We start from the raw sequence: 14,652 nt of genomic DNA, 5'->3' as shown, positions 1-14,652 counted from the left end.
TCTTCCCTTCCTGTCGCACGTTCAGGCCTTGACCGGCTCAGCGGCCGCCGCCTTGTTGCGCTTTTCCAGAACCGCTTCCGTAATTGAATTGGGCAAGCGGCGCGGCGTCTCGACGAGGCCGAGAACCGGCATGGCAACCAGGAAGAAGGCGAAGTACAGCAGCGTGCAGATCTGCGAGATGGTGGTGTACAGGCCCTCGGCAGGCTGGGAACCGAGCCAACCGAGAACGATCGCATTGGCGACGAACAACCAGTAGAACAGCTTGTACCACGGGCGGTAGACAGCCGAGCGAACCTTCGACGTGTCGAGCCACGGCAGGAAGAACAGCACGATGATGGCGCCGAACATGACCAGAACGCCTGCAAGCTTCGAGTCGATCGGTCCGATATTGAAGGTGATCGAGCGCAGCATCGCGTAGAACGGCAGGAAGTACCATTCCGGAACGATATGGGCCGGCGTCTTCAACGGGTCAGCCGGGATATAGTTATCCGGGTGACCGAGGAAGTTCGGCATGTAGAAGACGAAGTAGGCGTAGACCAGCAGGAAGACCGAAACGCCAAGCGCGTCCTTGAGGGTCGCATAAGGCGTGAAGCGAACAGTGTCCGTCTTGGTCTTGACTTCGACGCCGGTCGGATTCGTCTGGCCGACAACGTGCAGCGCCCAGATATGCAGGACAACAACGCCGGCAATAACGAAGGGCAGCAGGTAGTGCAGCGAGAAGAAGCGGTTCAGCGTCGGGTTCTCGACGGCGAAGCCACCGAGCAGGAACTGCTGGATCCACTCGCCAACCAGCGGGAATGCCGAGAAGAAGCCGGTGATAACCGTCGCGCCCCAGAAGGACATCTGACCCCAGGGCAGAACGTAGCCCATGAAGCCGGTCGCCATCATCAGGAGGTAGATCAGAACACCGAGGATCCAGAGGATTTCGCGCGGCGCCTTGTAGGAGCCGTAATAGAGACCGCGGGCGATGTGCAGATAAACGGCAACGAAGAAGAAGGACGCGCCGTTGGCGTGCATGTAGCGCAGCAGCCAGCCGTGGTTCACGTCACGCATGATCTTCTCGACGGAGTTGAACGCAACCGTCGTTTCCGCGGCATAGTGCATGGCAAGCACGACACCGGTCAGGATCTGCACGACGAGCATGACCGCAAGCATGGCGCCGAAGGTGTAGGCATAGTTCAGGTTACGCGGAACCGGATATGCGACAAAGCTGTCATAGACCATGCGCGGCAAAGGCAGGCGCGCATCGATCCACTTCTCAAGGCCGGTTGATGGCTCGTAGCTGGAATGGCCACTCATAAATCAGTCCCCCTCAACCGATCTTGATTACTTTATCGGAAATGAACGAATAGGTCGGGATCGCCAGGTTCTGCGGCGCCGGACCTTTGCGGATGCGGCCGGCCGTATCGTAGACCGAGCCATGGCAGGGACAGAACCAACCATTGTATTCGCCGGCCTGACCGAGCGGGATGCAGCCCAGATGGGTGCAGGAGCCGATCATGACGATCCAGTTTTCCTTGTCCTTGCCGGCGGAACGGTCGACAGCCGTCGCCTGCGCGTCAGAAGGCAGGTTGGCGTTGCGGGCAACCGGATCCTTCAGGTCGGACAGCGGCACTTCATCGGCCGCCTTCACTTCCTCGGGCGTACGGTTGCGAATGAAGATAGGCTTGCCGCGCCACTTGGCGGTCAGCGACATTCCGGGCTCAAGACTGGAAACGTCGACTTCGATGGAAGCCAGAGCCAATGTCGAAGCATCCGGACGCATCTGATCGATAAACGGCCAAGCGACCGCAACGGCGCCCACGGCGCCCGCCATACCAGTGGTGAGATAAAGGAAATCACGGCGAGTGGGCTCACCCGTGATCTCGCTTGTCGTTTCGTGTTCGCTCACGGCTTAAACCATCCTCTGCGCAATTTTTGCGGAACTCCGCCCTTCCCCTCGCGGCGGCGAATCTGTCGCGACACAATTCGACCATAGATTCCCCACCAATCCGGCGCGTTCTAAGCTTGATCGCAAATTATGTCCAGCCTTGGCAAGGCCATGAGGGCACAATGTCGCGGGAATTTTCAGATGATTTTCGAAGACAATCACATGCTTGCCACAGTTGTGCATTGCACCAATTCGAACCTCGTGCTAGGCGACCGCCACTAACCTCTCCCTATCCCAGCGCCCGCCGATGAAAGACACTTTATACTGCATAGGGAGTGTCCTCCTCTCGCTGTTGCTGGCGCTGATGTCTTTGCGCTACATCACATACGTTTGGCTTCTCGCCTTCGTTTACAGCTTTCAGATCCATTTTGCCCTGGTTGCGGTCGCAGGGTGCCTCGTCCTTCTACTCCTCAAACGGCACTGGTATGCCTACCTGCTACTGACCGTCGCGGTAGTGTTGCTGGGGCATGGCGTTATCATGCTGAGGGAATTCGCCTCTCTGCCAGCGGCTGCTGATACGCCACCACTTTTCAGCGTGATGTCCTTCAACATCGAGCACGAGAACTTCTCCAATGCCGGGCAAATTGCGGATTTCATCGTCGCCTCGAATGTCGATGTCGTGAACATCCTGGAGGCAGCTCCGCTTCGCCCCTATATCGCACGCCTGTCCGGCACATATCCCTACCGCATCGGCTGCGGCGAAGAGATCAACCAATGCGACACGCTCGTCCTCTCGAAGCGTCGATTCATCGAGAAGAAAGTCCGCAGCCTTGGCGAACTGTGGCAAAATCGGCTGACATATTCGGTCATCGACTTCGAGGGAACGAAGATCAATTTCCTCGCGGCCCATCTCGCCAAACCCTACTTCGATGACTTCCAGGGAGACGAACTCGACGATCTCGGGTCCGTGACGGGCGCTATCGACGGGCCGCTCGTCCTCACCGGAGACTTTAATTCAGCGATCCTGGACCCACGCATCCAGCGTTTCATACGCACGACTGGCTTTCAGACGGTCTTTCCCGAGCCGGCGACCTGGCCGATCAGGGCGCGTGACTTCGGCATCAGCATCGACCACGTCCTCGCCCGTCCGCCGCTGCGATTGAAGTCCGTCCAGCGGATCGCGGACAATATGGGATCAAACCACTTTGGCCTCATCGCCGAGTTTGCCATCGACCCTTGACGCTGGCCGCGACACGTCGAAATCGGTGGCAAGGAACCCACCGGATTGCCGCGCCCAGAGATCGGCGTAGAGACCTCCACGTTTCAGGAGGGTCTCATGCGTGCCCTCCTCTATGATCTTGCCATCGTCAACGACGATCAGTCGGTCGAGTGCGGCAATGGTCGAGAGCCGATGCGCGATGGCAAGCACCGTCTTGCCTTGCATGAGGCCGATCAGATTGGATTGGATCGCCTCTTCCACTTCGGAATCCAGCGCCGATGTGGCTTCGTCGAGAACGAGTATTGGCGCGTCCTTCAGCATGACACGAGCAATCGCGATGCGCTGGCGCTGGCCGCCGGAGAGCTTCACCCCACGCTCGCCGACATGGGCGTCGAAGCCCTTACGGCCATTCTGATCTTGCAGGCGCTCGATGAAGCCAAGCGCCTCCGCACGCAATGCTGCCTCCGTCAATTTCGCCTCGCCCGCATCAGGGCGCCCAAACAGGATATTGTCCCGGACCGAGCGATGCAGCAACGACGTATCCTGACTGACGACGCCGATCTGCATCCGCAGAGACTCCTGGCTGACCGCCGCAATATTCTGGCCGTCGACCAAGATCTGCCCGCCTTCGAGGTCGTACAGCCGTAGCAGCAGGTTCACCAGCGTCGACTTGCCCGCACCGGAGCGCCCGACGATGCCGACCTTCTCACCTGGTTCGATCGTGAGTGAAAAGTTGCCGATGACGCCGTTTGGCCTGCCATAGTGAAAAGAGACGTTCTCGAAGCGGATGCCAGGCTGGCGGATCACAAGATCGCGGGCACCCGGGCGATCGACGAGCCCGAGCGGCTGCGCGATCAACTCGGCGGCATTCTGGATTGTGCCGAGGTTACGCATGATGCCGTTGAACTGGGTCATCAGTCGGCCGAGAAGGAAATTGAGGCGCAGCACAAGCGCCAGCGAGAAGGCCACCGCGCCGGAACTGACGAGACCAGCCAGCCACAAATGAACGCTCAGTCCGGCCATTGTAACGATCATGATGCCCGAGAGCAGCGCCATCGAGGCGCGTACACCGGTGATGAAGCGCGTGAACCGCAGTACGGTATGCTGATAGAAGTCGAAGCCTTGCCGCATGTAGCGGTCGCTCTCCTCGTCGCGCGCAAACAACTTCAGTGTCTGGATGTTGCTGTAGGCATCCACCATACGCCCGTTGATCATCGACGCGGCTTCAGCCGTTTCCCGGGAATGGAATCGGATGCGCGGCACGAAATAGCGCGCGAGAACGCCGAATACGCAGAGCCAGCAGAGCACGACCACGGCAAGCGAGAAGTCCAGCCTGGCGACGAGGACCAGCGTCGTCGCCGCGTAGATACCGACGAACCAGACGCTCTCCATCAGCGACGTCACCAGGTCGCCCGTGGCCTGGCCGGCCGACCAGACCTTGGTGACGACGCGGCCGGAGAAATCGCTTTGAAAGAAAGAGAGCGATTGCCGCGAAACATGCAGGTAGGATTGCCAGCGCGCGAGGTTATAGAAGCCGGGCGTAATCACCTGCTGATCCACGAGCGCAATCAACAGCGCAACGACAGAGCGGACGATGCCGATAAGCACGAGCATACCGAACAGTTCAGCGCCGTGCGCTGCAAGGAGGCCGCTCCAGCCTGCCGCCGGTGTGATCGTCGCGAGGATATCGACAAGCCGGCCAACGAACCAGAAGAGCGCCGCCTCGATTGCCGCCGACATGCCGCCGAGGACGAGCATGGCCACGAACGGCGCCTTCGCCTGACCGATGTAGAACCAGATGAATCCAAACGTGGAGCGCGGTGGCTGAATGTTTTCCCGCGGCGCAAAGGGATTAATCCAATTTTCGAAGACACGGAGGAGTCGTTTTATCAGCATAAATGCGATATAGGCTTATTAGCCAGAGCGGGAAAGCAACGGCCCCAGGGCGCAACCTTATATTTTCGTAACAATCGGTAACAACAACGGCATCACCGTTGAATGAGACTGACCTCGTGACAATCTCGGGGTACAATGGATTTTTACGGGAGACGGCCGCGATGCAAGCAAGGAAGACAGTCATGTCGAGTATTCCGCTGCCCCTTGCGGAACGACTTGATGCAATCGTTGAACAGCTGGAAATATCTTACGACGAAGTTATCGCCGAGGCGATCTCTGCGTGGGTCGATCGTGAGGAAGAGCGGCGTCTGTTTGCGTTGCGTACGCTTGCGTCGACCAACAGCATGCTTGTCGAAGGAAACCGCGTGAAAGACTGGGCAGACAGCCTCTGATCCGACACACATCAAATGCAAATGAGAAGCCCTCCCCGCACCCGCAGGGAGGGCTTCTGGTTCATTCGGCCGCCTCTTCCGCTTCTTCGGAATGGTCGGCCAGGAAGCCGCCCGACTGGCGGTTCCACAGGTCGGCGTAAATGCCGCCCTGTTCGACAAGCTCGGCATGGGCTCCTGCCTCGATGATCTTGCCCTTGTCGAGCACGATCAAGCGATCCATCTCCGTCAGGGTCGACAGGCGGTGAGCGATTGCAATCACCGTCTTGCCTTCCATCAGCGCAAACAGGTTTTCCTGAATCGCTGCCTCGACCTCGGAGTCGAGCGCCGACGTCGCTTCGTCGAGCACCAGGATCGGCGCGTCCTTCAGGAAGACGCGGGCGATCGCGATGCGCTGACGCTGGCCGCCGGAGAGCTTCACGCCGCGTTCGCCGACCTGCGCGTCAAGCCCTGTCCGGCCCTGCATGTCGACAAGCCCTTCGATGAAGTCCCAGGCATTGGCGCGTCTGGCGGCTTCGATCACCTGGGCATCCGTCGCATCCGGGCGGCCATAGGCGATGTTGTCGCGGATCGACCGGTGCAGCAGGGACGTATCCTGCGTCACGACACCGATCAATTCACGCAGGCTCTCCTGGGACACGCCCGAGATGTCCTGCCCATCGATCGTGATGCGGCCAGCCTCCAGATCGTAGAAGCGCAGCAACAGGTTCATCAGCGTGGTCTTGCCGGCGCCGGAGCGACCGACCAGACCGACCTTCTCACCCGCCTTGATGTCGAGAGAGAGATTGTCGATGACGCCTTTGCCCTTGCCATAGTGGAAGCGGATGCGATCGTAGTGGATTGCGCCCTTCTTCGCTGACAGCTGCGGCGCGCCCGGCTTGTCGACGATGTCGTGCTTTTTCGTCATCATCTCCATGCCGTCATAGACCGTGCCGATGTTCTCGAACAACGCCGAGACTTCCCACATGATCCACTGCGACATGCCGTTGACACGCATGGCAAGACCAATGGCGATGGCGATGGCGCCCACCGAAATCTGCCCGTTTAGCCAGAACCAGATGGACAGACCCGACACCACGAAGAGTGCCACGCAGTTGTTCACATAGACAGATATGTGAAACAACGTGACGCGGCGCATCTGCGCATGAACGGTTCCGAGGAACTCCTCCATGCCGCTACGCGCGTAGGTCTCCTCGCGGCCGGCATGTGAGAACAGCTTGACGGTCGCGATGTTCGTGTAGCTGTCAACCACCCGCCCGGTCATCATCGAGCGCGCATCCGCCTGCTGCGCCGCGATCTTGCGAAGCCGTGGCACGAAGTAGGCGACGATGCCGATATAGACGGCGAGCCAAACGAGGATCGGTATCATCAGCCGCCAGTCGGCAGCAGCGATAACGATGATCATCGACAGGAAGTACGTGACAACATAGACGAAGACATCGAGGATCTTCATCGTCGTCTCGCGAACCGCAAGCGACGTCTGCATCACCTTCGTCGCAACGCGTCCGGCGAACTCGTTGGCAAAGAAGGTCATGCTGTGACGCAGCAGGAAGCGATGCATCTGCCAGCGTGCGATCATCGGATAGTTGCCGAGAAGCACCTGATGCATGATGAGCGAATCCAGCCCAGCCGCCAGCGGTAGGCCAAGGAGGATCAACGATCCCATCCACGCCAATCTCGGCCACTCCGTTTGCAGGAATGTCGCCTTGTCGGCTTTGGTCAGCCAGTCCACAATGTCGCCCAGGAACTGGAAGAGCGCCACCTCGCCCACGGCGATCAGCGCGGTCAGGACTGCCATGATGGCGAGCCACGGTGCTGCCGGCTTCGTATAATGCCAGCAAAATGCAAAGAGGCCCTTCGGAGGAGCAATCGGCTCCTCGCTGGGGAAGGGATTGAGTCGCTGTTCGAACCAGCCAAACATGAAAATGCTCCGAAACTTGATCGCTCCGGCCTCCCGACTCGCGCAAAACGGCGCTTGAGCTCATATGGGAACCGGACGTTCACGGGGCGAGGCCACGACAGCCGCGCAATGGATTAGAAATGGGAATTCAGGAAAGAAATGGCACTAGGCGTGCCAGATCGCCACTCGTGGGTTCACGCATCGAGAGCGCATACGCGGCAACATTTCCATCTGGCGCTCCCTTTTGGCGATTAAAAGATGTGCACCCTTAACGCGAATTAAGCAGAATTTCCAGCCCCGACCGGCCGGAAATTGAACAATTATAGGCCTAAATGCGTCCTGTTGCGCCAAAATCACAGTTGCAATAGGTGTCTCTCGAAGAAAGCGGAAACGACGACACCCACTATGGCAGACCTCAGACTAGCCCTCTATCAGCCTGACATCCCGGGGAATACCGGTACTATCCTGCGTCTTGCCGCCTGCCTCGGCTTTGCCGTCGACATCATCGAGCCGGCAGGTTTTGACATATCGGATCGCAATCTCAAGCGGGCTGGTATGGATTATATCGCTGCTGCCGCCCTCACCCGCCACGTCAATTGGGACCGTTTCGAGGAATGGCGAAGGGCCACCGGCCGCCGCCTGATACTGGCATCCACCAAGGCGGCCGAACGCTACACCGACTTGGAGTTCCTGCCCGACGACATCCTCCTGTTCGGCCGCGAGAGCGCCGGCGTCCCCGATCACGTGCACGCGGCAGCGGACGCCCGGATACTTGTCCCCATGATAGAGGGCCAACGCTCCATCAACGTCGCCGTCTCGGCGGCAATGATCGTTGGAGAGGCCATGCGGCAGACAGTCTGGCGTTGACTTCTGGCCTCAATGACGCAAATGCCGATACAGCCTCAGAATATGTCGCGAATGGCGTTGTGAATTCCCCCAAGCGGCGTATAGTTTTTAGCCGGACAATAAAAAGAATGTCCGGAAAGCCATGTTTTCAATCACTTGGCAAAGAGAGATTCGAACAGAACGACGCTTGTTCGTGCAAGACGTAAAAGAAAGGCAGCATGGAATCCACCATCGTCATGATCAACCTGTTCGGCGCGGTAGCTCTGCTGCTGTTCGGTCTGGCACAGGTGAAGGACGGTGTCTCTAGAGCGTTTGGGGCGCGGTTGCGCACCGGCCTTGCCACCGGCACGCGCAGCGGCCTGCGCTCGTTCGTGTCGGGCTTCTTCGCGACGATCGCGCTGCAGAGCTCGACTGCCACGGCGTTGATGGTCGCCTCCTTCGTCGAGCGCGAATTGGTGAAGCCGCGCATGGCGCAAATCGTCTTGCTCGGTGCCAACGTCGGAACCGCTGTGACCGCCTGGATCGTGGCAACCGGCATAGAGTGGCTGTCTCCACTGGTAATCCTCGCCGGCATGGTCCTCCATCGCAGTGGCTCGTCGTCGCGTCAGGGCGGCGGTACGGCGCTGATCGGCATCGGTCTGATGCTGTTGTCGCTGCATTTGTTGAGCAGTGCCACGGAGCCGATGCGCCAGTCGCCGGCGCTTGGTGCCTTCGTTGCCCTGCTCGACAATGCCTGGCCGGTCGCACTGGCCTTTTCCGCCGGCATCGCTTTCATCTCGTCGTCGAGCCTTGCCGCAGTCGTCCTCATTCTGTCGCTCGCCTCGACGGGCATCCTGTCGGCAGGACTGATCATCGTGCTGGTGCTCGGCGCCAATCTTGGTGGCGCCATTCCGCCTGTCATAGCATCGCTCTCCGGACCGGCTGCCGCCAAGCGTGTCACCCTTGGCAATCTGATCGTCCGAGCCATCGGCTGCCTGGTTGCGTTACCGCTCGCGAGCTTCGGTGCCGAATTGCTGGAAGCACTGCCACTGGCACCGGCAAAGCTGCCTGTGGACGCCCACCTCGGCTTCAACCTGATGCTTGCAGCACTTGCATGGCCCTTCTCGCGTCCCTTGTCGCGACTGATGCTCAGGCTGGTACCGGAACAGGCTCAGCCGGACAGCGGACCGAAATATCTCGACCAACACGAACTTTCGACGCCAGTTGTCGCCCTTGCCAGCGCCACGCGCGAGGTTCTCGGCGTCGGCGATCTGATCGAACGGATGCTGCTGCGCGCGTCAAGCGCTTTTGAAAGCAATGATCTGGCGAAGCTCAAGGAAATTCCATTACTGGAGAAACGCGTCGACAGCCTGCAGCAGGAAGTGAAAATCTACCTTTCGAAGCTGGGGCATGGTGGCCTGAGCGAAGAGGACGGTCGCCGCTCCATCGTCATCATCGACTATGCGATCAACCTCGAACACATCGGCGACATCATCGAGAAGGGCCTGATGCCGCAGGTGACGAAGAAGATCTCGCTCGGCTTGAAATTCTCCGAGGAGGGCTACGAAGAACTACGAAAGCTCTTCCACCTGACAATCGACAATCTGCGGATTGCCCAGACGATCTTCGTCACCCGCGACTTCAATCTCGCCAAGCAGTTGATGGAGGTGAAGGTCGAGGTTCGCCGGATGGAGAAGCAATCGTCGGAGCGGCATCTGGAGCGCCTGCGCGATGGTCGCGCCGACAGCCTTCAGACAAGCTCGCTGCACCTCGACATGTTGCGCGACCTGAAGCGCATCAACGCTCACATCGTCTCCGTCGCACACCCAATCCTCGACGAGAGCGGACTGCTGATCGAAAGCAGACTGAAAGGTGCGGCCGAATAGCGCTCAATCGGCGGACGGCAAGCGGCGCATCGTGAATTCGATCTGATCGCCTTCCAGCTGACGCCAGCTCTCGACTTCTGTCCAGTACGCCGCCTTGGGATACTCGTCGAACCATTCACGCGCCTTGGCGCGAGCCTCAAGCAGGTTGAGGCAATATGTTTGACGCACGAAACGGTCATTCTTCCGGGGTGTGCCCTCCGCCCGGTGGGTAGCAATCCGTCGTTTGAGACCCTCGAACGACGGAGGTCCAGGAATTTTCGTCATGAGCCTACCTCTGTGGGAAAAGGTAATATCGAAAGTCGCGTTTTGCGAGTCGAATCTGAGGAAGCCTCAATCACCCGCTATGCTGGCAGGACCGTGCCTCACCTGCTATCAGGACTGAAAAGACGAAAGCGCGAATCGACCTCTGACGCGCCCGGAGAAAGATAAGATGGAAAGACCCGAACTTCCGATCGGCCTGCCTGACGATATCGAAGAGAAGAAGTCCGTCGCCCGCGCCTGGTTCGAGAGCCTTCGCGACACTATCTGCGCCTCCTTCGAAGCGTTGGAAAACGAACTGACCGGCCCGCTATCGGACAGAGAGCCAGGCCGTTTCGTGGCCAAGGACTGGTCGCGCGAGAATGGTGCAGGCGGTGGCGGCCGGATGTCGATGATGCACGGCCGCGTCTTCGAGAAGGTTGGCGTGCACACTTCCACCGTCTATGGCGAGTTCGCGCCCGACCTCCGCGCTCAGATGCCCGGCGCCAAGGAGGATCCTCGCTTCTGGGCCTCCGGCATCTCGCTCATCGCCCATCCGGTCAATCCTAACGTGCCCGCCGTGCACATGAACACGCGCATGGTGGTGACCTCAAGTCGATGGTTCGGTGGCGGCGCCGATCTGACGCCGGTGCTTGACCGCCGCCGCACGCAGGAAGACGAGGACAGCCAGTTGTTCCACAAGGCGATGGAGATCGCCTGTCGCAGCCACTCCGGCGTCGCCGATTACGCTGCTTACAAGACATGGTGCGACGAGTATTTCTTCCTCAAGCATCGCAACGAGCCGCGCGGCATCGGCGGCATCTTTTATGACTGGCTCCATTCCGGCGAGGAAGCAGGCGGTTGGGATGCCGATTTCGCCTTCACGCGCGATGTCGGCAGGGCATTCGCCATGGTTTATCCGCGGATCGTTCGCTCGAACTTCAATAAACAGTGGACAGACGCGGATCGTGACGAACAATTGATTCGCCGTGGGCGCTATGTTGAGTTCAATCTGCTCTACGATCGAGGTACAATCTTTGGCCTCAAGACAGGAGGAAATGTAGAGTCCATTCTCTCGTCTCTGCCCCCTCTCGTGCTCTGGCCTTGACCGGACAAATAAAGAGGGCTGGAGGGCTTAAATTCGGAAACTGGACCACTAGGTTTAGGCATGTACGCGTAACAATCGGAGGAGGATTGTTCATGACGATACAAAGCAGCTCTGCGGCATCGGCGGGTGCTCACGAGCCTCTTATGCCCTTGGATACGCCCGAGTTTCTACGCCGGATTGCGGAACGGCTGCGGGCAAAAAGCGGCTCCGACTTGCCGCTTTCCTGCTTCATCGAGCAGGTAAAGCTTCAACTGGCCGGTGGCAAGACGCCGGAGGAACTCGACCTCGCGGCAAATCAAGACAACAAAGCAGCAGTAGATTGCTACAGAGCCTGGGCGATGCCGGAATAACGAGAAAATGACCGCCGGCCGGTCCTTCGCGCCGGCCGGACCGGAACCTTCTTACCGCTTCGAACATTCAAACATTGCGGCAGCGCGCAATGGCATGAAATCCGACAGAAGGAGGAAAAAATGAGACTCTTCGAATGTGGAACTCTTGTCCCCGGATGCGAGTGGCATACCCGGGCGAATGATGATGCGGAGATCGTCCGCCGCGTCGTCGAGCACATGAGGAGCGCTCACGGGGAAACCGTGATCCGCGAGAACATGATCGACAACATCAAGGCCCGGATTCGCAACGAGGCGACGGCCGCTTAGCTATTTGTCAGACTGTTCAGCCGGGCGAGCAGCGCCGCCCGGTCCGGAGCGAAGTTTTCTCCGACCCAGAAATCTTCCAAAGCCGACAGCGTCTCACCAACCTGCTTCCCGGCCGGCACGCCCGCACCTAAGACGTCGCCGCCATTGATCGGGAACTGCGGCTTCCTCCAGCCTTGCGCCAATTCAAGCAGCTTACTGAGCCTCGCCGAGCGAGCCATCTCCTGCATGTCGCCTTCCGCCTTGCCCCGTGCCGTTGTCAGCGCAAGTTTCAAACGTGTTAGTATCCCGTCCGCGCCGTGCCGGTAGAGCAATCGCGCAAAGGCAACCGACGACAATTCGTCATTGATAACAGGCGCTTTGGCCCATGCTTTGAACCAAGCGGCCTCGGCATTGGAAAGCTTAAGGCGTATCGCCATCTTCTCCAGCCGATCAGCATCGGGTGGAATGATGGCGGCGAGGCGTAGAAGCGGATCCGGTCTCCAGCCAAGCACTTGCTCCGTGCCGATCAGCGTCGGAATGGTGTCGATACCCCACTTCTCTGTCTCCGGCAGGATTTCGCTGAGCACGCCGACCTGCCGCATCCACAGGAGTGCCCGGCCAGGATCCCCGGCGCCGAGCAACTTGCGGAGTTCCGACCATACCCTTTCGGCGGAAAGTGTCTTCAGCTTGTCCCGAGCCGCTGCGCATGCCCTCAGCCCATCCGCGTCCGGACGACCGGAACCATAATAGGCGAAGAACCGGAAAAATCGCAGGATACGCAGATAGTCCTCGGCAACACGCGTCGCCGCGTCCCCGATGAAGCGGATATTGCGCTTCTCGATATCGGCAAGACCACCGACCAGGTCGATCACATCACCTTTGGCGTCGACATAAAGTGCATTGATCGTCAGGTCGCGACGCTCCGCATCCGTCTGCCAATCCGAACTGAAGGCGACCTTGGCCCGGCGCCCGTCAGTTTCCACATCGGCCCTCAGCGTCGTGACCTCGAAGGGCTTGCCATCAATGACAAGAGTCACGGTGCCATGTGCCACGCCGGTCGGAACAGCCTTGATGCCAGCGGCAGCCGCACGCTCGATGACCTGTTCCGGCGTGAGTGTCGTCGCAACATCGATATCGCTGACCGGGAGCCCCATGAGACTGTTGCGGACGGCACCGCCGACGACGCGCCCCTCTCCTCCATCGGCGTTGAGCAGCGTGAACACGCGCGTCAGCGCCGGGTCCTTGAACCATGCCTCGTGGCCAAGGTTGGTCATGCATAGAGCCTTTCATAGAGGGTGCGAACGATGCCGGCGGTAATGCCCCAGATCATCCGGCTTTCATAGGGCACCCGGTAGAAATGCCGTTCGAGCCCGTCGAGCACGCGCCGGTCGCGGCTATGATTGGCCGGATTCATGAGAAAGGACAGCGGCACCTCGAAGACATCATCCACTTCCGTTGGATTAAGCTTCAGCTCGAAACCGCGCCGGACAACCGCCAGCACCGGCGTAATGCGGAAGCCCGTCGACGCGAGATAGTTCGGAAGCCGCGCCACCGTCTCGACGAACGACCCGTCGATACCGATCTCCTCCTCGGTTTCACGGATTGCAGCCTTTTCGGCGGAGCCGTCGATAGCGTCGATCTTCCCACCCGGAAACGCAATCTGTCCGGAGTGCTTGCGCAGCGTCGCCGTGCGCTGTGTAAAAATTACATGCGCATCATCACCATCGTCGATGACCGGCACGAGCACCGCAGCATCTCGAAGTTTGAAGGTCTCAACCTGAGTAACAATATCGGGGTTGAGAATATGATCGCCATGGTCGCGCCAGGAGAGATCCACCGGGCCACCACTCTGGTGAAGGGCGCGACGGCGGAATTCAGCCGCTGAATAGAGCGAACGGTTTTCGATCAAAGCATTGGTCATCGGGAAAGTGCATCCAGTTCGTCCGCGGGCATTACGGGAAAAGTCATCCCCCCGGAGCGGAGACAAAACATCGTCTTGCCATCGACTTCAAGGCGCTCGCCGAGTTCGACGAGTTCGTACATGATGGGCCGCGAAACCAGCGCTTCCAGCCGCCCACGCACATGAAGATAGGGCTTCAACTCGCTGTTTTCACCGTGAATTACAAAGCGAAGAGGATGCTCCGGCCCAGCCTCGACCACGTCGCCGACATTGGTCCGGAACGTCAGCAGCGGCTCACCATCCCTTTCACCGGCGTTCATTTCAACGGCCACGAACTGCGCATCTACAACGCGGATACCCACCCTTTCCACGGGCGTTACAAGGTAGGTCTTCCCATCCTCATCCTTGCGGAGGACAGTCGAAAACAACCTGACAAGCGGCGCCCGGCCGATCGGCGTTCCCATGTAGAACCACGTGCCGTCCGCTCGGATTTCCATATCGATATCGCCGCAGAACGGCGGATTCCACTTGTCGACGGGCGGAAGGCCGCGGGCTTTGGCTCCTGCGTCGCCGGCCGCGCGCGAAATCAGCGCGGCAAGACCGGCCGCATCCGTTGTCGCCTTGATCTCTTCGGCTGCCATTCTTCTGTCCCGGTTTGTCTTTAACTCCAGAGGGTCACGAGATAGTCATTCGGAACGAACTTGTCAGCCCGCAACATCTCCATAACTCTATCTGGTATGACGATTGCGTGTAAGTCTGCCGATTCGCGACGAAAGATATCAGCCGC

Annotated in this window: 15 protein-coding genes; 7 read left to right on the top strand and 8 right to left on the bottom strand. The window is 59.3% G+C overall.

What is annotated here, in order from left to right:
* Positions 1-21: 21 nt before the first annotated feature.
* Positions 22-1,299, bottom strand: a complete 1,278-nt coding sequence (locus tag ATY80_RS26775) for a cytochrome b N-terminal domain-containing protein (protein WP_088695317.1) — start codon at positions 1,297-1,299, stop codon at positions 22-24.
* A gap of 13 nt (positions 1,300-1,312) precedes the next feature.
* Positions 1,313-1,891, bottom strand: a complete 579-nt coding sequence (petA, locus tag ATY80_RS26770; protein WP_088695316.1) for a ubiquinol-cytochrome c reductase iron-sulfur subunit — start codon at positions 1,889-1,891, stop codon at positions 1,313-1,315.
* A gap of 286 nt (positions 1,892-2,177) precedes the next feature.
* On the opposite strand from petA, the gene ATY80_RS26765 reads away from it, so the two are divergent.
* Positions 2,178-3,110, top strand: coding sequence for an endonuclease/exonuclease/phosphatase family protein (locus tag ATY80_RS26765; RefSeq protein WP_088695315.1), 933 nt, complete (start codon positions 2,178-2,180; stop codon positions 3,108-3,110).
* Here the strand turns inward: ATY80_RS26765 and ATY80_RS26760 are convergent.
* Entirely contained in the window at positions 3,066-4,985 is a 1,920-nt protein-coding gene (locus ATY80_RS26760; protein ID WP_088695314.1) for an ABC transporter ATP-binding protein, read from the bottom strand. The genes ATY80_RS26765 and ATY80_RS26760 overlap by 45 nt on opposite strands.
* Positions 4,986-5,167: 182 nt before the next feature.
* On the opposite strand from ATY80_RS26760, the gene ATY80_RS26755 reads away from it, so the two are divergent.
* A complete protein-coding gene (locus ATY80_RS26755; protein ID WP_088695313.1) occupies positions 5,168-5,377 on the top strand; it encodes a hypothetical protein in 210 nt (69 codons plus the stop codon).
* A 61-nt stretch (positions 5,378-5,438) separates the two neighbouring features.
* On the opposite strand, the gene ATY80_RS26750 is transcribed toward ATY80_RS26755, so the two are convergent.
* Positions 5,439-7,295 (bottom strand): ABC transporter ATP-binding protein, encoded by a 1,857-nt coding sequence (locus ATY80_RS26750; RefSeq protein WP_088695312.1) that lies wholly within the window; start codon positions 7,293-7,295, stop codon positions 5,439-5,441.
* A gap of 384 nt (positions 7,296-7,679) precedes the next feature.
* Here ATY80_RS26750 and ATY80_RS26745 point away from each other — a divergent pair, with 384 nt between their 5' ends.
* Together ATY80_RS26745 and ATY80_RS26740 are read left to right on the top strand one after the other, a co-directional pair.
* A complete protein-coding gene (locus ATY80_RS26745) occupies positions 7,680-8,141 on the top strand; it encodes a tRNA (cytidine(34)-2'-O)-methyltransferase (RefSeq protein WP_088695311.1) in 462 nt (153 codons plus the stop codon).
* A gap of 197 nt (positions 8,142-8,338) precedes the next feature.
* Positions 8,339-9,985 (top strand): Na/Pi cotransporter family protein, encoded by a 1,647-nt coding sequence (locus tag ATY80_RS26740; RefSeq protein WP_088695310.1) that lies wholly within the window; start codon positions 8,339-8,341, stop codon positions 9,983-9,985.
* A 3-nt stretch (positions 9,986-9,988) separates the two neighbouring features.
* Here ATY80_RS26740 and ATY80_RS26735 read toward each other — a convergent pair whose 3' ends face one another.
* On the bottom strand, positions 9,989-10,249 hold the full coding sequence (locus ATY80_RS26735) for a hypothetical protein (protein WP_007534061.1): 261 nt from the start codon (positions 10,247-10,249) through the stop codon (positions 9,989-9,991).
* Positions 10,250-10,415: 166 nt separating this feature from the next.
* On the opposite strand from ATY80_RS26735, the gene hemF reads away from it, so the two are divergent.
* The 3 genes from hemF (at position 10,416) to ATY80_RS26720 (ending at position 11,986) form a co-directional block, all read left to right on the top strand.
* The gene (hemF, locus tag ATY80_RS26730) at positions 10,416-11,330 is read left to right on the top strand and encodes an oxygen-dependent coproporphyrinogen oxidase (protein WP_088695309.1); all 915 of its coding nucleotides are present in this window, start codon (positions 10,416-10,418) and stop codon (positions 11,328-11,330) included.
* Between the two features lie 92 nt (positions 11,331-11,422).
* Entirely contained in the window at positions 11,423-11,680 is a 258-nt protein-coding gene (locus ATY80_RS26725) for a hypothetical protein (protein WP_088695308.1), read from the top strand.
* Between the two features lie 120 nt (positions 11,681-11,800).
* Positions 11,801-11,986 (top strand): DUF1059 domain-containing protein, encoded by a 186-nt coding sequence (locus ATY80_RS26720; RefSeq protein WP_088695307.1) that lies wholly within the window; start codon positions 11,801-11,803, stop codon positions 11,984-11,986.
* On the opposite strand, the gene ATY80_RS26715 is transcribed toward ATY80_RS26720, so the two are convergent.
* The 3 genes from ATY80_RS26715 to ATY80_RS26705 are packed head-to-tail and all read right to left on the bottom strand — an operon-like array spanning position 11,983 to position 14,506.
* Complete coding sequence (locus ATY80_RS26715; protein WP_088695306.1) at positions 11,983-13,239, bottom strand: CCA tRNA nucleotidyltransferase; 1,257 nt, start codon at positions 13,237-13,239, stop codon at positions 11,983-11,985. The two genes, ATY80_RS26720 and ATY80_RS26715, sit on opposite strands and share 4 nt — an antisense overlap.
* On the bottom strand, positions 13,236-13,886 hold the full coding sequence (locus ATY80_RS26710) for a CoA pyrophosphatase (protein WP_088695305.1): 651 nt from the start codon (positions 13,884-13,886) through the stop codon (positions 13,236-13,238). Before ATY80_RS26710 ends, ATY80_RS26715 begins: the two co-directional genes overlap by 4 nt.
* Positions 13,883-14,506: a DUF1285 domain-containing protein gene (locus ATY80_RS26705; RefSeq protein WP_088695304.1), complete on the bottom strand. Its 624-nt coding sequence runs from the start codon at positions 14,504-14,506 to the stop codon at positions 13,883-13,885. Before ATY80_RS26705 ends, ATY80_RS26710 begins: the two co-directional genes overlap by 4 nt.
* Positions 14,507-14,652: the final 146 nt, after the last annotated feature.

The organism is Rhizobium sp. R711, from assembly GCF_002211365.1.
GTDB lineage: Bacteria > Pseudomonadota > Alphaproteobacteria > Rhizobiales > Rhizobiaceae > Rhizobium.
The sequence above is the reverse complement of the archived record's forward strand: the minus strand, read 5'-3'. Positions and strand labels throughout refer to the sequence as shown.